Below are 22222 nucleotides of genomic sequence, written 5' to 3' on the forward strand. Positions count from 1 at the left end.
TCCTCCTATTAATCGATATTTTTCCCGCGAAGCCTACTTGCCAACTCTTCATCAGAATATGCTTTGTGTGTATTTGACAAAAGCATTACTTTAGCATCACTTGTTGCCATCAGATATTGTCTTTCCCATTGATCCTGGTCAGGACCATCACCACAAATCCGCAAATAGCTTTCTAAGGTTTCTAATAATTCTACTGTTAACGTAACATTGGTATAACAATCATTTTGATAGAAGTAATGCCACTTATCTGACGGATTATTCTGCCATTGACTAACTATCTCTTTCATATTCATCCGAGCTTTATCTACCAGTAAGAATGCCTTCAAATAATCTTCAGATTGATAAGCTGTGTATGCTTGGATTGTTAATTTAAGAGCTTTAATGGAATAACTATGAATAGCAATGCTTAACCATAAGTCATTAAATAAGCGTTGCTTGTCTTCATCACATAGAGTTTGTAATAACGCCTTACAGTCTTGATTCAATTTAGCAAATGGCTGCACATGATCAACAATCAACTTGTCTACTTCTGCTACCTGATCAGACAAATTGTCGCTTGTTAACATCCATTCCATTTCTGGCATTTTCTTTGAGTTAGTTAACCAAGTCTTAATCAGTTTACGTAATGTATATGTATAAAATTCATCTCCTGCTTTTTGGTCAGCATAATCACGATAATTAAACACCGTTGCAAAATACTTTTCATAGGTGCTAGTAATTTTATCATTTGGCTTAGTATAGTATTCGCTAATATACGCATCTAAATATTCTTTACTTGAGCTAATCTTAAAGTCATTACGCCATGATTTTGCCAGTAACCATAAGAAAAAGATGTGCGGCTTTATACTACCTGTATTAACCATTACCAAGTCATCTAACGTTGCTTTGCGAACTCTTTCTAGTTCTAATGCAACCTCATGTGGATCAATTTGTAACAGTGTTAAAAAGTTTGATGCCTGCAAATCGTGAAACGCAACATGATAATATATTCCTTGCGAAAGCTTAGGATCACCATTCTTCAAGACTTCAGAACGTGGGTCATCAATTCCTTGTCGACGTGACAGCATCTTACCATAGCCGTTATCAGCCCAAATTTGTACAACATCATCAGGAATTTTCAATAGCCCAGCATTATATAAAGCAGGTAATTCACCATAAATATTCATCGAGCAAATCGCATCAGGATCAGCATGCTTAACCATTTCATACTGGATCTTGATTACTGAGTTAATTACATCAGCTTTCTTTTCCAAGGTATATTCATGTGGATCATCAGCCCAAAATGGCCGGTCACCTTGTCCTCTAAAGCCAAGATTCCACAAAACTTTATTGCCTTTTTGCTTATCAATACTTTCCTGCCAAATATGTTTAAACAAATCAGGATACTTTAAATACGAAGCCTCAAGATCTGGATATACTCGAGCAAACATTTCTGCACCCAAAGGTTCTGCATGGTGATGGGCTATTATCAATCCCATCTGTGAAGCTAACTCCCGGTGCAAATGAGAATTAGTATCTGTCCCCGGAATCACTATATTGCCACCGCACCGCAATAGAGTTTCAAAAATCATTTTCCAAACATATTTGTTGGATTCACTATAATGCCAATGATTAATTAGCAATTCATCATTTACAAACCAACCACGATATTTAACATGGTATTCTGGTAATTTTAATGAGCTAAAGTCAGTCCACTCTATGGATTGATGCACCTTAGGCCTTTGATCTAGCCAAAACCAAAAATCAGTTATCCCAAGTATTTCACGTGAAACGCTTAAGACACCATACATTACACCCAGTTCAGTTCCAGAAGAAATTTCAACCCGATTACTGTCGACTTGACAAACCTTAAAAGTATCATTTCCTGGCAACTTCTTATCTACAAGTAAAGCAATAATATTTTCTTGCCCAAGTTCAGTAGTAGTGCGCTGAATATCTCTATTGAGAATTTCTGTCGCATTCCGCAAGACATCACTTGTAAAGTCAGCCTGAACTTGTGTATTTTTATTGATTAAAAAATTATCCATCAAAAAGTCTCCCTCCTTCATATACTAATATATCAAATTAACCGCTTACATATTAAAACGCTTTTTCCTAGTAGTCAATACTATATTTCAAAATCCAAAATAATTTTTGGCATTGTTATATGAAATATCTTCAACGATTTGGCCTAAATAATCATAATCTTCAGGCAATTGGCCGCGCTCGACCCATTCGCCGATTAAATTGCATAAAACTCGTCTAAAGTACTCATGTCTTGGGTAAGATAAAAAGCTACGTGAGTCCGTCAGCATCCCAACAAAATTAGCCAATAAACTTTGTTGCGCCATCGTTCTAAGCTGTCTTTCCATACCTTCACGGGTATCGTTGAACCACCAAGCACAACCAAGCTGTAATTTTTGGGCACTACCTTCATAAAAGTCTCCCATACCAGTTGCTAATTGCATCCAATCATTAGGATTAAGGGAATACAGGATAGTCTTCGGAATATTGTCCTCATTTTGCATGTCAGATAACAGCCGCATCATATTATCTGCAATATCAGCTTGTGTTCCCATTGAGTCAAAGCCTGTATCAGCGCCAATTTTAGTAAACATTGGTTTGTTGGCATTGCGTAATGCATTAATATGAAATTGCATTGTCCAGCCAAATTTATTATTCAGACGCATTAATGCTTCTACTAAACCAGTTACGTAAGCATCTACTTCAAAAATTCTCAGTTCTTGTTTATTAATTGCCTTAGTGACAATCCTATCCAGTTCTTCAGGTGTAACCTTAACAAAATGGAAAGTATTCAAACCATGATCAGATAGCTTACCGCCATGAGCTTGGAAAAATTCAAAACGCTTTTCCAAGGCTTTAACCAAACTCTTAAAGTCGGTAATCGAAACTTGAGCCGTATTACCTAATTCTTGTAAGTACTCTGCATACGTTGGCGCTGTTATAGCAAAAGCTTTATCAGGCCGCATTGCTGGTAGAACTTTAAACCCGTTCTTCTGCTCTTCTTTTTGCAATAATTCGTGATAGTGTAAATCAGAAGCTGGATCATCCGTCGTACAAACAACTTTGACATTTGAATTCTTAATCAGATTACGGGGCTTAAAGTCTTCTGTGGTCAGCATTTTATTTGCTTTATCCCAAATCTTCTTAACGTTCTTTTCGTTAAAAGTATCATCAATACTGAAAAATCTTTTTAGTTCAAGATGGGTCCATTCAAATAGCGGATTACCAATTGCTTTTTCAATTGTCTTAGCCCAAGCAACCATTTTTTCATAGTCGTCGCCGTCGCCAGTGATTAATTCTTCGGGAACACCATTAGCTCGCATTAGTCGCCATTTATAATGATCACCAAAGAGCCCATCATTAATCCATATCCGGGTTAAATTAGGATAATTTTTATTCTCATAAATCTCTTTAGGATCTAAATGGCAATGAAAATCAATGATTGGCATCTTAGCTGCGTGCTCATGGAACAATCTTTTGGCAGGTTCATTAGTTAGTAAGAAGTCTTTGTTTAATAATGTCATTTTTACTGCCTTTCTAATTTTAATTCTAATATATTAGTATACATGAAATCGATTACATATTATTATTAAAATAAATTTTTGTCAACAAAAATTTTATGCTAATATACTCTACTCAATAATAAAAAATTAGATTTTGGCACATCAAAAAAGAAGAAATAGCCTATCAATTCAACAAATTAATACTATTTCAAAAATAATAAAATTCGTTTTTTGACTATTTCTTCTTTTATTTTTTACCGAATAATTTTTATCAAGTAAATTTTATATTTTTCCATTTAATGATTAATAATTGCATTAAGTGAAAAATCATTTATCATATCGCGCATATTAGCTGCAATCGCCATCCCGCAATCGTATTCAGCTCTGGTGCCATTCATGTTAAATGCCAAATTTAGGCATCCCCCATATGTTGCCACCGCTATTTGATACATTGGTGCAGTTCTAAAACCGCCAGTTAATATTACTCGCTTTATTTTGGCATCACCAAAAGTCAGCTTTTCTTCATCAACAATGCCAAAATTAGTATACGCAATATCGCGAACATGATAGTTATCTTGCACAACTTGCTGAAGCTTGATTAATGGTTCTGTATGATATTGCAGTAGCAAATCTTTAATAGAATCAAAACATTGAAAATTATTTTTCAATGTTAACATTTCATCATGAACTCGAAGCACTAGATCGCTAAAGTTCTCACTTAGTGGCGTCGTAATTGTGATATTGTATCTTGAAGTTAAGTTTGCAACCTGAACGCCATTAATCTTAGGACCAAATTTACGCATATCTGTTGGACAGGCCAGCGAAATATCTGGCACGCCAGCAAAACGTTGAATAGTACGACCAAAAGCCGTCATTACAACATCATTAACAGTTACTCCTTTTAAATGAGTCGCCTCAATTAACTGAGTTGTTTCTGTTTTAGTTAGACTAAGACTGCCAACATAGCGGGCTTTCTGACCGTTGCTAGCAATAGCCGGCAGCAAAAGTGGATTAGCAGGATGGTCAGTTTGTTTTGCCGGGACTTTTTGGTAATTGCTTATTAGTTTCTCTAGCCAAGCAACTTTTTGGTAATTATGAACATCGCTTAATGCTTCTGGTCCCTCTGAATATGCCTTTGCCAGCAAATACAGTAATTGCTTACCGCCTGCGCCATCTGTCAAAATATGGCTTAAGTAAATAACCAACTTAGTTTGCTTATGATAATCACACCAGTAAATCTTAATTTGCGGTTCACGCATTAAGTTCCAATTTTTGATATCTTCATCAGGATAAGCAACATTGTACTCAATTACTTGCTCAGCACTATCTGCTATTTGAACAAAACTATTTGTAGCAAGGTCATAGCAACACAGTAATTCAGGAACTACCTGAGTGGCAGCAGCTACGGCAGCAGTAAATCGCTGGCGATTCAATTGCGAAGTAAAATCAAGTTCGCATCTAATAATGGGATACATTGTATCTAAGCCAACAGTATGAAGAATATTTAATGGTTCACCTACATATTTACGCATTAATAAACATCTTCTTTCGGATTAATTATTCCAATTCAAATCTGTATTATTCACATTATGAACAAACTTTTCAGTAGTTATCCCCTTAATTGACACGTTGTTCAGATGAACATTAGTCGTATTTTCAAACCAAAAGCCAGAATCTGCATATTTTTGTGCATGATCAATCATTTCTGGTTCCTGAGCAACTGCATTGGGAGCCATCGTTACAGAATAGTTTGAAAGTGTTACCCCATCAACTGGAGATTCTGGTATGCCATAAATAAATCCAGCCACAGAAGAAACATCGGTTGCAGTAATATTAGTCAGACTAATATTACTAATAGCTGGGGTGCCCGAAGTAATTGGCTGCTTGGTATTAGATAAATAATTGTTCGCAGTTGCACCACTTTTACCATAAAATTCGTTAATTGCTAACGGCGTGATGACACTCTGCATAATAATATTAGAAACAGTAACATTACTAATTTGACCGCCGCGACCGCGTCTTGTTTTCATTCTGATGCCACGATCTGTATGATCAAAAATGTTATTACTGATAATGACGTTATGAATGCCGCCACTCATTTCACTACCAAAAACAACACCACCATGCCCATGCTGCATTAGATTATTGCTGATAATAATGTTGTGACTGGAATTTTTAGGATTGGTCGTTTCAATTCCTGACTTAATTGCAATACAATCATCCCCATCACTGATTGTATTATTTAAAATTTTGACATTGTTCGAAGACTCAGGATCAATTCCATCAGTATTAGGTGAAGTTAAAGGATTATTAATCGTGATCCCTTGGATTAATACGTTCTCACTTTCTAATGGGTGAATTGTCCACGCGGGTGAATTAACTAGTTTAATCCCCTGAATTTTAATTTGTGAACTATGGTCAAAAGCTAATAAAAATGGTCTGGTATATTTAAAAGGTGTTGTTGGCGCATTTTTTAATGGTCCCTGCTTAGCCTTTTTGTACATTTTCCACCAAGCTTGACCATTACCATCCAAAGTACCACTGCCAGTAATAGCGGCATTATGAATATTATTGCCGTAGATATCTGGATGCCGCATTTTAATAGCTGCACCCTCATATCTGGTATTAACTGCTGGAAAGGCAGAAAACTTATCTGAAAAGACAAGCTTAGCCCCTTGATCTAGGTGTAAATTGACATTACTTTTTAAATTTAAATATTTTAAGCGATATGTGCCGGGAGCAATAGTTACTTTCCCGCCACCAACTTTGGCAATGTGATTAATAGTTGACTGAATTTGTTGCGTCATATCCTTTTTACTTACATGCTTTTGTTTAATTACAACAGTCTCTTTAACCGTTTTAGCTTCTGCACGCAGAGTAAAACTTGCACCACTAAGCATGATGCCCATTGCAATTAGCCCATTAACAAAAATTCTTTTGAAGTTATGCTTCACTTTTACCTCCCATCTTTATAAAAACTAACTATCTCGCTTGATATTTAAAACCGAATTACGAACAATAATTTCTGGGTTAATTATTTTTTGCTCAATTGCTTCTTGCTGATCGCCAGCCATAATTTTCATCAGCTGCGAAATACCAAGTTGAACAATGACAGACGTGGGTTTGCGAACAGTAGTCAATGCTGGAACCAAATATTTAGAATAGCTCATATCATCAAAGCCGATAAAAGAGATATCTTCCGGAATTTTATAGCCTAACTCAATGCATGCATTAATCGCGCCAACTGCCATATCGTCATTTTCACAAATAACACAAGTTGGAATATTGCTACTGGATAAAATCTGCCGCATTAAAACGTTGCCACTCTTTGGCCGATAATCGCCTTGTTTGATTAATGTAGGATCAAGTTTAATATTATTAGCACGAATTGCGGACATAAAACCTTTAGTTCTCAGTTTTGCTGATTCAAAAGTATTGAGTCCCTTGATTAATGCAAATTTACGATGGCCCATCCTAATAGCATATTCAGTCGCAATTTTGCCGCCAAGCTCATCACCAATCGCATAGTTATTAATATCCTTGCGATTGATTACCCTATTCAAAATAACTAATGGAATACCAATTTTGTGCAAATATTCAATAAACTTATCGTCAGAAGCAGATTGACTCAGTAAGATAATGCCATCAAAGTTGCTAACCGAGACACTGTGGTCTGCCATCGCATTATCAATGCTATTAATTGACAACGAATAACCAGTTGGCAATATTTTTTGTGTTTGTTCAATTACATCTGTCAAAAAGCTAGCAGATGTTCCCGTATTTAAATCTGTAAAGAAAATCCCAATCATATATGAGCGATTGGTTACCAAACTTTTAGCATTAATATTAGGAACATAACCCACTTCTTGAGCAATTTTAACTATTTTTTCCCGTGTTTGTGGCTTAACTAATGAACTGCCATTTAAAGCTCGAGAAACTGTTGTGTGTGAAACATTGGCCAATTTAGCAATCGTTCTGATTGTCACAACATTGCCACCTTTATTAATATCTTTCATCACTGCCACTTCCCTTTACATAATGTGTTAGTTTTAGTAAAAATTATTATGGCTGTAACAAAAGAAATGGTCAAGCCTAGAAAAGGCACCTAGAATTATTTATATTTCTAAGCGCCTTTTTTTGCCGTTTGATTTTTTACGAAATCGAAATTAGTTTTTTAAAGATTATTTATGTATTTATTTTTTAGAAATTAAAGTAATTTTTAGCATTATTATATGAAATATCTTGTACTATCTTACCTAATTTCTTAGTATCATCTGGTACTCGTCCTTGTTCTGCTAACTTACCGTAAAAGTTGCACAATACTCGTCTGAAGTATTCGTGTCTTGGGTAAGAAAGAAAACTACGTGAATCTGTCAGCATCCCAACAAAGTTAGGTAATAAACTTTCTTGAGCGAAAATCCGCAACTGGTTTTCGATGCCTTCAGCGGTATCATTGAACCACCAACCAGCACCTAATTGCAGTTTTTGAACCATTCCCCCTTGGAAACAACCCATCATAGTTGCTAGTTCCATCCAATCATTATTGTTTAACGAATAGAAAATTGTTCTTGGAACTTGATTCTTACTTTGCATTGCCGTATACAGTTTAGTAATGTGGGTAACAATGTCTGGTTGAGTACCAACAGCATCATATCCAGTATCAGGACCTAACTGGTCAAACATTGGCCGATTTAGATCACGATTAGAATTTATATGGAATTGCATCGTCCAATCAAATTCATTATTCAAAGCCATTAATTTTTCTAGCAACATTGTCAGATATTGATCAATTTCTGTTTGACTAAGAAGCTGATTTTCAATCCCCTTTTTGACAATTTGATCTAGTTCATCTTTAGTAGCTTCTTTAAAATGATAAGTTAATAGAGAATGGTCCGATAGACGACCGCCCATTTCACTAAAGAATTCAAATCTTTGATGAAGAGCCTTAACAATGTCATCAAAACTATTAATCGTCACACCAGAAATCTTGCCTAATTCTTCCAAATATTCGCCGTAACCATCACTATCAATTTGAATTAATTTATCTGGACGCATTGCTGGCAAGGTTTTAAAGCCGTTTTGTTGTTCTTCTTTTTTAAGCAGCTTATGATACTTTAAATCCGAAGCGGGATCATCAGTCGTACATACAACTTTTACATTTGAGTTCTTAATTAAGTTGCGCGGCTTAAAATCTTCAGTTTGCAGCAATTCATTAGCTTTTTGCCAAATTCTTGGAGCTGATTCTTGGGTAAATTCCTCATCAATATGGAAAAAACGACGTAATTCTAGGTGCGTCCACTCATAAAGCGGATTACCATAAGACTTTTCAATGGTTTTTGCCCATTCCACAAACTTTTTATATTCATCACCGTCACCAGTGATATATTTTTCATCTACACCATTTGCCCGCATCAAGCGCCACTTATAGTGGTCACCATAATGTCCTTCGTTGAGCCAAATTCTAGTAATGTTCGGGTAATTCTTATTTTCGTAAATTTCTTCTGGATTCAAGTGGCAATGAAAATCGATAATTGGCATCTTAGCTGCATAGTCATGAAAGAGCGTCTTAGCTGTATCATTTTCCAGCAAAAAATCTTGATTTAATAAACTCATACTAGATTAAAACCTCCTTAGGTTAATCTCGTTAACTAAATTTCTTTAGAAATATCAGTCTTAGGTTCATTCTTATCTAAGGCTTCTTGCTTAGTCTTAACAACACCTTGAAGCAAGTCTAAGTGTTCAGCAATATGAATATTTAAGTACTTGTCGTATAAAGCTTGGTTCTTAAGCAGAATGTTCCAGAACTTATCACGGTATACATAGTGATAGTTGTGCTTCAAATTCATAATTGGGCCAAACATTGTATGCAAAATTTGCCGTGAATCATTGTCATCTAACAATGTATTTACATTAGCTGGTGTAATTGTTTCAGGCTTAGGTGCATTACCATCAGTTTGAGCATCAAAGACGTAGTAATCCTTAACGTCATCAAGATTTTCGTAAGCAAACTTGTACAACTCAACCATAAATTCTGGATCTTTATGAGCAATTACTCGTAATGCTTCAAGCCAGTTAGTACCAGCAGTCTTGACATGCCAACCATTATTCTTAGAAATCCGGCCAATAATTTCATAAACTGATAATTTATCAGAACCTGAGTGGATACTTAATCTATAGCCAAAATGTTCAGCGATTGCTTCATGAACGATGAAGTCTTTTTCAAATTCCTTAGGGTCACCAATGTAATCAATTGCCTTTTGGAATTCACCAACAAATCTTGGCGCTACTGAAGTTGGTGTAATGCCACGACGCTTCAATTCATTAGCAAAGAAGTAGTGGTTAGGATTAGTTGTCCGATATGGTGTTTCGTCCATTGAAATTTCAAGATCCAAGTTATAAGGGACAATGTATTTTTGATAAACATTAATTGAAAAGAGAAGTGCTTCATAGTAAGTCAATACAGATTCTTCAACGTCATGCTTAGTAAACTTAACTGAATAGCCATTGCCAATATCAAAAGTTTTGTTCAAATAAGTATCGTTAAAGTATTTGATTTGTTCTGGATCAAGGGCATTAAATTGTTTATCTAATTCTTCATCACTTAAGTTAACAGCATCATTATTAACTACTTCTGTTAAATCAAGCGTAATGATTGAGCAACCAATCTTAACAGCATAATCAACTTCATAAGGTGTCTTAACGTGGTCACCGTCAGCACCCCAACCATAGGTAAAGCCTTCTTCAAAGACTGACCATGAGGCATCTTGGAATACATCTGTATTGGTCCGGTTCATCAAAACCAATTCTCGAATTGATTGTTGAGCTAACACTGGCATTACACCGCGACCCTTAAACAATCTAATATGAGCATTTGAGGCATTGCCCAACCGATCACCTAAACCAAAGGAGTACTTGTAATTACGCCGTGAGGTTGGACGAATCCAGTGGAAGCGCTTAGCTAAAGCATTATTGTTATGCTCGTTTAATTCAGCAACTAACAAAGTGGAGTCAACATCTGTCAAAGATTCTACTGCTTCAAAATCTGTAGCAGTCAACCGGTTTTCATAAACTACCAACTTCTTTTGCATAATGCCATCAGTACCCATTTGGTGAAGGATAAAGTATACATTGCGCCGATCTACTTGAATTGAGGGCTTATAAATGTGCTCATTAGTCAAACTATCATAGTTGCCATCAGCAGCTAAAATCTCTTTAACATTACATAATAATTTATTTAAATCCATAATATTTCTCCTATCTACAAAATTACATTTTTAAATAATTAATCTTAGTTATCGCCAATCCGGCCACCTTCCCAGAGGCCGTGATCTAAATCGTCAACAATCTTAGCAAAGCGATCATCATCTAACTTATATAAAAAGCCGATAATGATAGCGGCTAAAATCAAGCAAACACCTGGATACAATGTCATTGCCGCTTTAATTCCTCTAAGAGCGCCTGGTGTCTGATGAGCATTGGCAACGTAACCAGTCATTGCCAATACACCTGCAGAAACTAACGCTGCTAAAGACTGCGCGATTTTTCTTGAAAAGTTGAATGCGGCATAGGTGATACCTTCTTTACGAGTACCTGAACGCCATTCGCCATAATCAATTGCATTGGAAACCATTGCCCACGTAATCCCGTTGGGAATTGCCAAAGCAGTATAGCCAATCGTTACTAAAACAATGAAGGTAACAACATTGTTAGGTAAAACAAAGTTTAAAATATTGGCTATTGCACCAATAACAAAACTCCACATTGCAGTTTTCTTTTGGCCAAAGTGTTTAGTAAGAGTTGGAATCATAAATACCCCAACAATTGAGCAGCCCATCATAATTGCATTAATGACTGGCTGCAAGCCAATGTTGCCTAGATTATATTCCGCATAGAACACCATCATTTGGTTGTTGGTATTCATTGCAGAAATGGTAAACAAAGTCATTAAAATAATTGCTCCCAGTGGGCCATTTTTAAAAATAACCTTGAAGTAATCTTTAAAGCCTTCTTTTTGAGCATATTTGTTTCTGTTAACGTGAACATTTTCTTTCGTGCCAAAGTAACAAATTGCAAACATCACAACACCTAGTACAGCAAAAATTGATGCAGCTAAGAAATAGCCTCGACGTTGGTTACTACCACCAAGCATTACAGTTAACGGGATAAATGCTACACCAGCAATAAATTGGGCCCCTACTGAACCAATTTGTCTTGTCGTTGCCATGAAGCTACGGTCTTGCGTATTTCTAGACATTACCGAAGCTAGTGAACCATAAGGATCATTAGTGAAAGAATAAGTTAAACCCCAGATCATGTAAGCAGCATATGCATAAATAATTTTTTGATTTGTTGATAAACCATTCGGCATTGTAAAGGTAACAATCGTCAAAATTCCTAGAATTATCGCTGAAACCATCATAAACGGTCGAAATTTACCGCGTTTACCAATGTTTTTTCGATTATCAACTACTGAACCTGCTATCGGATCCATAAAAGCATCAAAAATTTTAGTAAACGCAAAGATTCCAGCGACAACTCCTGCACCAATACCAACACCATCAATCCAGAACTTAGTTAAATAAGATTGACCTAGGTCGAACATGAAGCCATTACCAAAATCACCAAAGCCATAGGCAATTTTTTGGTGAAGTGGTATGTGCTTAGATGAATCATTTACCAGCGTAGCATCACAGTCTTTTGCCTTTTTATCAATAATATTCGCATCTATGCTCTCCATTACACACCTCCATATTAAAAATATTTGAATAAATTTATTTTGCTTAGCCAAAAATGCACACGTTAACATTTTTCCGTAAAAATATAACTTCGATAACTATCTCTCTCATTTTTAATGATTAGTGCTTAACGAAATCTGTAATTGAGAGATTTTAGTACCCAAGCATTAGTTGAACTAATTTGTATCGGTAATCCGATAAATCGATAAATCCATTTCTTCAAATATAAATTTTCTTAATATATTAGTATATCTGAAATCGATTACATAATATTCTTAAAAGATATCTTTGTCAACAAAAAATTTAAAATAAAAAAATAGTTTTCGATCTGAAATCGAAAACTACTATAATAGTGAGTTTAAAAATATTATTCAAAATAATCAGCATAATCGCGGCGTAAGGTTGGCTCCTCATCAAGCATCCGGTGCAAGTGACCTGAAAGCAACTTAACTGCTACTGCCGGCTGCTTTTCTTTAACAGCTTCCAAAATTTGCTCATGTTCTTTAACTAATGAGTCCCACGACAAGCTCTTACTACGCAGCCTAAGTACACGGAACCGATTTAGCTGCATATTAACCATCTGCAACCATAACCAGACTTGTTCACGCCCTGATGCTTGGTAAAAATAATGGTGGAAATTTTCATCCTGCTCAAAAAAGCGCATATCGTTATGAGTTGTCTTAACTTCAAGCTTCTGACGTTCGATAATCTGGCGCAAAATCATAAAATCATAATCAGATAACTTTTCAATTGCTTCTTCAATAACCCTCGTTTCAACACTTTCACGCATAAAACGAGCATCCTTTGCCTTTTGCAAATTAATCTTCGAAACATATGTCCCTGATTGCGGCACAGCAACTATCAGCCCCACTTCACGCAATTGAAGAATTGCTTCCCTAATTGGCGTTCTCCCAATTTGCAGTTCTTCACATAAATCTTTTTCAGAAATTTTTTGACCGGGTAAATATTGTAGACTAATAATCCGCTTTAGAATTGTATTGTAAACTTGCTCTTTCATGGTTGAAATCATTGCCATTGTCAGTGACCTCTCTTATTTTATTATCTTCTTTACTACATCATACTCCTATTTACTTGCAAAAAATTCTAAATAAATAAAAATCTCTCAATACATATTGACATTTCCAAATAATGCGTTTACATTAGTAATATATTAGTATATTGAAATCGCAATTAATACTATCTTGTTTATACCTAAGGGGGTATTACAGTGCTTAAGTTAAGTGACAATTATTTAGAAAAAAGCGCTGACTTTGCAGCTCAAGGAATTACTGTTCCTCAATATGATCAAGCTAAAATCACAGCCGAAACTAAAGAAAATCCTGTTTGGGTGCATTTCGGAGGCGGTAATCTTTTCCGTTGTTTCCATGCTAAAATCGCTCAAGACTTATTAAATCAAAACGAACTTTCAAGCGGAGTAGTAGTCGCTGAAACTTACGATGATGAAGTTATTGACAAGATTTACCACGGCTACCAAAACAGAATGTTAAGTGTCGTCATGAACAGTGACGGTTCATTAGAAAAAGAATTATTAGCTAGTGTTGGTGAGTCACTCTACTTCAATCATACAAATCCTAGTGGTTGGAATAGATTAACCAAAATCTTCACTAAGCCATCATTGCAATTTGCTACTTTTTCAATTACCGAAAAAGGTTACGCTTTAACTGACGTCAACGGCAATCTAATTGATGCAGCACAAGCTGATATTGAAAATGGTCCTGATAAACCACAAACAAATATGGGGGCAATTGCTCATTTGTTATACGCACGTTACCAGGCTGGTAAATTGCCAATCGCAATGGTCAGCACCGATAACTTTTCACAAAATGGTCTCAAACTGGAAACGGAAGTTCTTAGAATTGCCGAAGGTTGGACTAACAACGGTCTTGTCGACAAAGGCTTTATTGACTATCTGAAGGATCCAAAGCAAGTTTCATTCCCATGGACAATGATTGACCGGATTACACCTAACCCAGCTCAAAGTGTGGCTGATGAACTCAAAGCAAGTGGCTTCGCAGATACTGAGATTGTTCATACAACTAAGCACACCAATATTGCTCCGTTTGGTAACACCGAAAAAATTCATTATCTAGTAATTGAAGACAGCTTTCCTAACGGTCGCCCAGCATTAGAAAAGGCTGGCGTTATGTTAGCAAGTCGCGACACTGTTAATGATGCCGACCAAATGAAAGTTACAGCTTGTTTGAATCCTTTACATACAGCTCTTGCCATCTATGGTAACTTGCTCGGATACACTTCAATTGCAGCTGAACTTGCCGATGAAGACTTACTTGGTTTAATCAAAAACCTAGGCTACGGCGAAGACTTACCAGTTGTTAAAGATCCAAAGATTATCAACCCGAAGAAATTTATTGATGAACTAATTAACCTTCGCTTGCCAAACAAGAATATTCCTGACACGCCGCAAAGAATTGCCAGTGATACTTCACAAAAGATTCCGGTACGTTACGGTGTAACCTTGCAACACTACATCGATGACCCGAAGCTTGACCCGACTAAGCTTGAATTTATCCCGTTAGTTCTTGCTGGTTGGTGCCGCTACTTAATGGGGATCGATGACAATGACGAAGAATTTACGCAAAGTCGTGATCCATTACTAGCTGACTTAAAGCCTTATGTTGCTGACATTAAACTTGGTGATACCAATACAGATATTCACAAGGCATTAAAGCCAATTTTAACTAACGATAGTATTTTTGGTAATGATCTTTACCAAGTAGGAATTGCAGACAAGGTAGAAAACTACTTCAAACAATTGATTGCTGGTAAAGGAGCTGTTCGCTCTACTTTACATGAAACTATTAAAGTAAAGAGCTATCAATTTTAATTAAAAAGGAAGATTTATATTTATGAAAAACATGGGATTTCGGTGGTACGGTGATAACAACGACTCCATCACATTATCAGATATTCGGCAAATTCCGGGTGTATCACAAGTAGTTGGTACCCTGTTTGATATTCCAGCTGGAGAAGTTTGGCCAAAAGACCAAATTAAACACTTAAAGGATGAAGTCGAAGCTGCTGGTTTAAAGCTCGAAGTTATCGAGTCAGTTAATGTTCACGATGATATTAAGATCGGCTTGCCAAGTAGAGACAAATATATCGAAAACTACATTCAAACAATTCGCAATTTAGCCGAATACGGTGTTAAGGTTATTTGTTATAATTTCATGCCTGTTTTTGACTGGGTTAGAACCGACTTGCATTACCCATTAGCTGATGGCTCAACTGCAATGGCTTTTGAACAAAAGTACTTGACCGATGACCCCCAAAGCATTGCCGATGCAATGCAAAAGAACTCTAACGGTTACGTTCAAGCTGGTTGGGAACCAGAAAGAATGGCTGAAATCAAGCGGCTAATGGCAGCATATAAGGATGTTGATACTGAAAAGTTAACTGCTAACTTGAAATACTTCCTTGATGCAATTATTCCGGTCTGCGAGGAATGTGATGTCCGTATGGCAATGCACCCAGATGACCCACCACGTGAATTATTCGGTTTGCCACGGATTTACAAGAACCGTGATGATATGCTTAAGATTGAGCAATTGCACGAATCACCATACAATGGTTTCACCATTTGCTGTGGTAGTTTAGGTGAAAATCCAGACAACGATGTTCCAGCAATCATCCGCGAATTTGCAGCTAAGGACCGTGTCTTCTTTATTCACGGCCGTAACATTAAATTCTTAAATAAAGATGGCGACTTCCACGAATCAGCTGCACTTTCATCCGAAGGTTCACTTGATATGTATGAAATCATCAAAGCTTTGCACGACAATAATTATCAAGGCTACATTCGTCCAGATCACGGACGCGATATTTGGAATGAAAATGGTCGTCCTGGATATGGCCTCTACGACCGTGCCTTAAGTATTACCTACTTGAATGGGCTATGGGAAGCTATTGATAAGGATCGTAAATAATTAATCAATAAAAAAATATCCAGCATTGTGCTGGATATTTTTTATGCCTTATTTTTCACGAAAAGTATAAAGATACATTTTCAAATATAAAACACTCGCAAAAATAAAGTAGGGATCTTTGACAGATAGATACTGGCCGTCTGTAACTTTTAATTCGACTGGATCAACAAAAATATTGTAATTACTCAGGCGCGAGATTTCATTATCAACCCGTTCAACCACCGAGATAAATGGCACCCCACTCGTCCGCAACTGTCTAGCAAACAATCTCGCGTTATCAGAATTACCCTTTAGCGTAATTAAAATCACAATGTCATCTTTAGTTAGCGACTTAGGTAATGACGACAACTCATCAACACCTTCAATGAAGAAAATGGTGATATTAATCGTTAAGAATAGCCGTCTAATTTCTTGAGCAATATTTCGCTGCAGCGTTCCTGTACCATAGACAAAAATTTTTTTGCTCTTTAATAGTGCTCGACAAATATCAGTAAAGTCCTTGTTAATTATTTGTTCAACAAATTCATTAATTTGTACCTGATATTGATGAAAAATATCTTCATCGATTCTAGGAACAATGCTTTCCTGCTTGAGCAAATAGCGCATTTCTGAAAATCCTTGTAAAGAAATTCTTTTAGAAAAACGAACAATTGCTGATGGCGATACATTACATTTGGATGCTAGCTGTGTCAAATTTAATGATAAAACTGATTTTTTTGAAGATTTTATGACCTGCCAAATATGTTTATCTGTATCTGTAAGCCGTTCAAAGTTTTTAATTACCAGATCGTCAATCACCAGCACTACCTCCATTAAATGAACTATCATTAATAAAATAATTCGTTGACTAATTAGCATTGTCTTTCATTATTCTATCTATTTCAAGTACATTAAACAAAGAACCTGATTATGCGAGGTACAACAAGTTTTCACTCGCATCTATTTGCTTTAGATTATCTTCCGGCTTTTCAACTTGATGACCATTATTATCTGTAATAATCATGACTACTATCGGATCATAGCCAGCTTTTTTAATGTTAGCTAAATCCATTTTAATTAACTGCTGACCTTGTGTGACCTCTTCGCCCTGCTCAACTTCAGCAGTAAAGCCCTCGCCATGCAGATCAACTGTATCAATTCCTAAATGCAGCAAAATTTCACAGCCAGTCTGGGCATCTTTAAGTCCGATTGCATGTTTAGTCTTTGCTAGCATCACTACCTGACCCGTAACCGGTGAAGTTACTTCACCAGTTGTCGGTTCAATCGCAATTGTTTTACCTAAAATTTCTTGAGCAAAAGTTTCATCATTAATATCTTTAGCTGGCACAATTTCTCCTGCAACTGGAGCAACTATTTCACCAGAATTACTGTTTGCAGCTACAACTGGCTCAGTATCAGCAACATCCTTACCAGCTTTGGCTTGTTCCCATTCTTGAATCTTCTTATTAGGATCAAAGAAGAAGTAAACTAGCGAACCGGAAACTAACATTGCCGTAATATGAATAATAAAGTAGTTAATCAATGCCTGTTTACTGTATAAATATGTAACTAAACCTGGGATAGCAGCTACGCCCATGCCAGAACTTGCGGCATGCAGTAAACCAGCTACCATCCCTGAAACAGCACCACCACATAGGGCAAAGATAAATGGCGTCCCAAATTGTAAGTTAACACCAAAGATAGCAGGTTCAGTAATTCCCAAAAATGCTGGCAATGATGAAGAAGTGTATAGACTGCGCTTCCTAGCATCCTTAACTTTCAATCCAGTTACTAGAGCTGCGGTTGCTTGGGCAATAATCCCACCAGTAATCATTGCGTTAAATTGGTTGAAACCAGTAGTGGCAAGCAGACTAGATTCTAGGGCTAAGAAGATATGGTGCATCCCCGTAACCACAATCGCCTGTTGTGTACCACCTATAATTAATCCACCTAAACCAAATGGCAAATTGATTACAGCCTTAGCAACAAACAAGATGCCGTGTTCAATTTCCTGGCAAACTGGCCCGATAACTAACAGACCAAGTAATCCTGAAATCAGTAGTGTAACAAACGGTGTAATTATTAAGTCTAAACTATCTGGAACTATCTTTTTCAGCTTTTTCTCAATATATGCAGCTAGCATAACTACCACTAACGCAGGTAACACTGATCCAGCATAACTGACAACATTGTCTTGAATGCCAAAGATATTAATCGTCAGTGCCTTTGCCGTCCCCTTAATAATATCGTTAGGGTTAGGCAAGAGCGGATTAACTAACATTAAACCAAGGATTAAGCCTAATACTGGTGACCCACCAAACTGGCGCATTCCCGACCATGCAATTAAAACTGGTAGGAAGGTAAATGCTGTTTTCATCAAAACCGTGGCAATAGTCAATGCAGCTGGACTCATGTGGACATTAAATGCCGTCAAGCAATTAATAATCCCGCTGAATAATCCAGTCGCAACTAAAGCAGGAATTACGGGGATAAAAATATCTCCCAAAATTCGGGACACCTTTTGTGGTAAGGACATACCCTCATATTGACTAGCTTGTCCGCCATCTTGGTTGTCATTATTAGATACCAAATTGTAAATTCGGTCTACTAGCCCTGTACCCAAGATAACTTGGAACTGATCACCAGAGTAAAATTCACCCTTAACGCCAGCAATTGAACTAATGCCGTCTTCATTAATCTTACTTTTATCAAATGGCGTAATTCTAAGTCTAGTTGAACAATGTGACACGTTCTTAATATTATTTTTTCCGCCTATGTTTGCCAAAATTTCTTTAGCAATATTACGATCATTGGTTTTCAACGTTCTTACCTCCTTATTTATGGTCTAACGCAAGTGCCATCTGGCAATCTACTAATTGTCCAATCACTGGTCCAATCATCCTTAAATGAAATTTCCGGATATTCTTTAGCCGCTTCTTCATCAATATCGACGCCGATACCAGGATGGTCGTTAACATAAATATAACCATCACGAACAGTAGGTGTCCCCGGAAATACCCGATAAGTATTTTCCTTAATGCTATTGCTCCACTCCTGAACACCACAATTGTGTGAAGATAAACTCAATTGAGCATTGACAGCATGACCAATAGCTGACAAGTCTCCCGGGCCATGCCATGAAGTCTGGATACCATACAAATCGGCAAAGGCAATTAACTTCCTGATTGGAGTAATGCCACCAATCTGACTAATATGACATCTGATAAAGTCAATATCACGATCCTGAATCACCTTCATCCATTCGCGTGGATTATTAAACAATTCACCCATCGAAAGAGGAACACTTGTCTGGTCCCTAACTCTGCCTAACCAGTCCATTTGTTCTAGTGGAACAACATCTTCCATGAACAACGGCGAGAACTTCTCCATTTTTCTTAAAAAAGTAATTGCCTGATTGGGCGTCAATCGTTCATGAACATCATGAATTAGTCTTATCTTGTCGCCGAACACATCATGAACCTTAGTAAAAGCTCGTAAAACTGTGTCCATATACAAGTAGGGGTCATAATAAACACCATCATTGGGCCCAGTCACTGGACCGTAATCTGAACCACCATAACCGTTAATTTGGACCCGAATATTAATCCAGCCTTGGTCGACCTTACCTTGAACCTGCTTAACGGCATCATCTACCGAAGAAGCATCAACATGGGTATATGCAGGAATGGCATCGCGACATTTGCCGCCAAATAATTCATATAGCGGCATGTCAGCTAATTTGCCTTTAATATCCCACAAGGCCATGTCAATTCCTGCTACTGCATTATTGAGAACTGGACCATTGCGCCAGTATGAGTTAGCTGTGCAGGCTTGCCAAATATCTTCAATATTGTTTGGCGATTTTCCAATCAACATCGGCCTAAGATAGCTGTCAATTGCCTTCTTAACCACCTTGATTCTTTGAGTAAAGGTTGCGCACCCAACACCATAAATGCTTGGGTCATTTGTCAACACTTTGACGACCAATAAATTTATTCCTTCCGGAGCAGTGATAATGGTTTTAACATTTGTTATTACCAATTTCTTCATGAATCACTTCACCTCTCGCTTTCTAAAACAATTTTTATTGTAAGGGCTTCCTCAGAAAATAGATATACTTCTTGACCATTTGAATTTTTACTTCGCAAGTTGAACTATTTTTTATTTCTTAAAAAATTTTTTAAACAAAAAAAGAGCCTTACAACCGTAAGACTCTTACTACTTTATAAAAATTTTTATCTTAAAACACGCATATTGCTCTGCTTATCCATTACCGCACGAATTTCTGCATCAGTAACCAAATTAAGATCACCGCTAATGGTCAGTTTCAAAACGCTGGCAGCAATCGCGTAATCAAGTCTATCTTGGGCGCTGAAATCATGCAACAATCCGTGCACTAGACCAGCACCAAAGGCATCGCCGGCGGCAACACCTTCCCACACGTGCATCTTATAAATCGGAGTTTTATAAACTTGCCCGTGATCAATCATCAGCGCCATCCATTCCGAATCCTCAACAGAATGAATGTTGCGTAAGACGCTGGCAACAGTTTGACACTTAGGGTACTTAGCAGTGATGGCTTGCATCCCCTTGATAAAAGCATCTTTTTGTTCAATGCCGCGACTCATATCGCCGTCAAAAGCCTTGATACCCAATGTTGCTTCAAAATCTTCATCATTTGCCAAACATACATCGACATACGGCATTAGTTGCGCCATTGACTGTTGCGCTTTTTCTGGCGACCACATTTTACCGCGGTAATTCAGATCGCACACAACCTGGATATCATGCTTAAGACAATATTGACAAGCTGCTAATACTGCCTGAAACATCTCAGTAGAAACAGCAGGCGTAATTCCTGAGAAGTAGAAATAACTGGCATCCTGCAAGATTTCAGCCCAATTATATTCGGCAGCTTTTGAAACTGCAAAGGAACTACCAGCACGATCATAAACCACACTAGTGTTGCGAACACTCGCACCTTTTTCAAAGAAATAAATACCTAGTCTTGGGCCGCCAATCCGCATTTCAGCTGTATCAACACCATAACGACGCAAAGTTCCTAAGGCTGCTTGACCAACTGCATTTTGCGGTACTTTAGAAACAAACTGCGCATGATCGCCAAGTAATGACAACGAGGTTGTTACATTAGCTTCCGCACCTCCGTAAAGACCCGAAAAAGTATCAGTTTGAATAATTCGTTGGTTCTCTGCTGGCTTAAGCCGTAGCATCATTTCGCCAAAAGTTACTACCTTCTGCATTCGTCTCACCTATTTTCCTTGGATTCGTAAAATTTCCTTATGGTAGGCTTCTGCTTGTTTAGTCACTGCATCGTAATCACCTTTAGCAGCTGCTGCAGTTAAATTACTGCCGGCACCAACGACAACAACACCAGCTTCAAACCATTCATGCATGTTTTCAAGGTTAACGCCACCAGTTGGCATAATGTTAACTTGAGGTAATGGTGCTTTAACTGCCTTGATAAAGCCGCGACCCAAGACACTGCCTGGAAATACTTTGACAATTTCTGCACCATAACGCATTGCCGTTTGAATTTCAGTAACCGTCATGCAGCCTGGCATGTAAGGGATTTGGTATTCATTACACAATAATGCAACTTCCTTATCAAAGGATGGTGCAACGATAAATTTAGCACCAGCCATAATGGCAATTCTTGCAGTGACAGCATCTAATACAGTGCCGGCACCAACAACAACTGCTGGATCAGCGCTATATTCATCGTGAAGCTCGCGAATAATTTCATCTGCTTGCGGCGCGGTGAATGTTAATTCGATCGCCTTAACGCCACCTTTAATACAAGCAACTGCTGTCTTATAAGCTTCTTCTTTTGACTTGCCACGAACAACAGCAACCACACCCGCATTCTGCACAGCAAGCAATGTTTCGGTCTTTTGCATAATATTTCCTCCAATTTTCATCACTAATTATAACTTTATGGTAAACCTTTACCTTATTTTTTTCAATCATTATCTTGGAAGCAACGATAATTCATCCCTCCTGATTAGTTGTTTGCTAT

16 protein-coding genes are annotated in these 22222 nt (G+C 37.2%); 2 read left to right on the plus strand and 14 right to left on the minus strand.

All coding sequences use genetic code 11. The annotated features are described in order from the left end of the window. Window positions 1-8: 8 nt before the first annotated feature. From PT287_RS02560 to PT287_RS02600, 9 genes are all read right to left on the minus strand, one after another. Window positions 9-2027 carry a glycosyl hydrolase 115 family protein gene (locus PT287_RS02560; protein ID WP_277132315.1) on the minus strand — a complete coding sequence of 673 codons (2019 nt, stop codon included), beginning with the start codon at window positions 2025-2027 and terminating at the stop codon, window positions 9-11. Window positions 2028-2114: 87 nt separating this feature from the next. Beyond that, window positions 2115-3527, minus strand: a complete 1413-nt coding sequence (gene uxaC / locus PT287_RS02565) for a glucuronate isomerase (RefSeq protein WP_277132316.1) — start codon at window positions 3525-3527, stop codon at window positions 2115-2117. 275 nt (window positions 3528-3802) lie between these two features. Then, entirely contained in the window at window positions 3803-5038 is a 1236-nt protein-coding gene (locus tag PT287_RS02570; protein WP_277132317.1) for a condensation domain-containing protein, read from the minus strand. A 21-nt stretch (window positions 5039-5059) separates the two neighbouring features. Then, window positions 5060-6460: a glycoside hydrolase family 28 protein gene (locus tag PT287_RS02575; RefSeq protein WP_277132318.1), complete on the minus strand. Its 1401-nt coding sequence runs from the start codon at window positions 6458-6460 to the stop codon at window positions 5060-5062. A gap of 24 nt (window positions 6461-6484) precedes the next feature. After that, window positions 6485-7522: a LacI family DNA-binding transcriptional regulator gene (locus PT287_RS02580; RefSeq protein WP_277132319.1), complete on the minus strand. Its 1038-nt coding sequence runs from the start codon at window positions 7520-7522 to the stop codon at window positions 6485-6487. A 184-nt stretch (window positions 7523-7706) separates the two neighbouring features. Next, window positions 7707-9119 carry a glucuronate isomerase gene (uxaC, locus tag PT287_RS02585; protein ID WP_277132320.1) on the minus strand — a complete coding sequence of 471 codons (1413 nt, stop codon included), beginning with the start codon at window positions 9117-9119 and terminating at the stop codon, window positions 7707-7709. 35 nt (window positions 9120-9154) lie between these two features. After that, window positions 9155-10750 (minus strand): tagaturonate epimerase family protein, encoded by a 1596-nt coding sequence (locus PT287_RS02590; RefSeq protein WP_277132321.1) that lies wholly within the window; start codon window positions 10748-10750, stop codon window positions 9155-9157. Between the two features lie 44 nt (window positions 10751-10794). After that, window positions 10795-12243, minus strand: a complete 1449-nt coding sequence (locus PT287_RS02595; RefSeq protein WP_277132322.1) for a glycoside-pentoside-hexuronide (GPH):cation symporter — start codon at window positions 12241-12243, stop codon at window positions 10795-10797. A gap of 365 nt (window positions 12244-12608) precedes the next feature. Beyond that, window positions 12609-13277: a GntR family transcriptional regulator gene (locus PT287_RS02600; protein ID WP_277132323.1), complete on the minus strand. Its 669-nt coding sequence runs from the start codon at window positions 13275-13277 to the stop codon at window positions 12609-12611. A 192-nt stretch (window positions 13278-13469) separates the two neighbouring features. Between PT287_RS02600 and PT287_RS02605 the strand changes: the two genes are divergently transcribed. Continuing rightward, window positions 13470-15107, plus strand: coding sequence for a mannitol dehydrogenase family protein (locus tag PT287_RS02605; RefSeq protein ID WP_277132324.1), 1638 nt, complete (start codon window positions 13470-13472; stop codon window positions 15105-15107). A gap of 22 nt (window positions 15108-15129) precedes the next feature. Next, on the plus strand, window positions 15130-16206 hold the full coding sequence (uxuA, locus tag PT287_RS02610; RefSeq protein ID WP_277132325.1) for a mannonate dehydratase: 1077 nt from the start codon (window positions 15130-15132) through the stop codon (window positions 16204-16206). Window positions 16207-16254: 48 nt separating this feature from the next. Here the strand turns inward: uxuA and PT287_RS02615 are convergent, their stop codons facing one another. From PT287_RS02615 to PT287_RS02635, 5 genes are all read right to left on the minus strand, one after another. Continuing rightward, window positions 16255-17004 carry a MurR/RpiR family transcriptional regulator gene (locus tag PT287_RS02615; protein ID WP_277132326.1) on the minus strand — a complete coding sequence of 250 codons (750 nt, stop codon included), beginning with the start codon at window positions 17002-17004 and terminating at the stop codon, window positions 16255-16257. Window positions 17005-17113: 109 nt separating this feature from the next. Further along, window positions 17114-19006 (minus strand): PTS transporter subunit IIBCA, encoded by a 1893-nt coding sequence (locus tag PT287_RS02620; protein WP_277132327.1) that lies wholly within the window; start codon window positions 19004-19006, stop codon window positions 17114-17116. Between the two features lie 17 nt (window positions 19007-19023). Beyond that, complete coding sequence (locus PT287_RS02625; RefSeq protein ID WP_277132329.1) at window positions 19024-20235, minus strand: enolase C-terminal domain-like protein; 1212 nt, start codon at window positions 20233-20235, stop codon at window positions 19024-19026. A gap of 185 nt (window positions 20236-20420) precedes the next feature. Further along, window positions 20421-21446, minus strand: coding sequence for a sugar kinase (locus PT287_RS02630; protein ID WP_277132330.1), 1026 nt, complete (start codon window positions 21444-21446; stop codon window positions 20421-20423). Between the two features lie 9 nt (window positions 21447-21455). Continuing rightward, window positions 21456-22103, minus strand: a complete 648-nt coding sequence (locus PT287_RS02635; protein ID WP_277132332.1) for a bifunctional 4-hydroxy-2-oxoglutarate aldolase/2-dehydro-3-deoxy-phosphogluconate aldolase — start codon at window positions 22101-22103, stop codon at window positions 21456-21458. Between the last annotated feature and the right edge of the window lie 119 nt (window positions 22104-22222).

Source organism: Lactobacillus sp. ESL0679, assembly GCF_029433515.1.
GTDB lineage: Bacteria > Bacillota > Bacilli > Lactobacillales > Lactobacillaceae > Lactobacillus.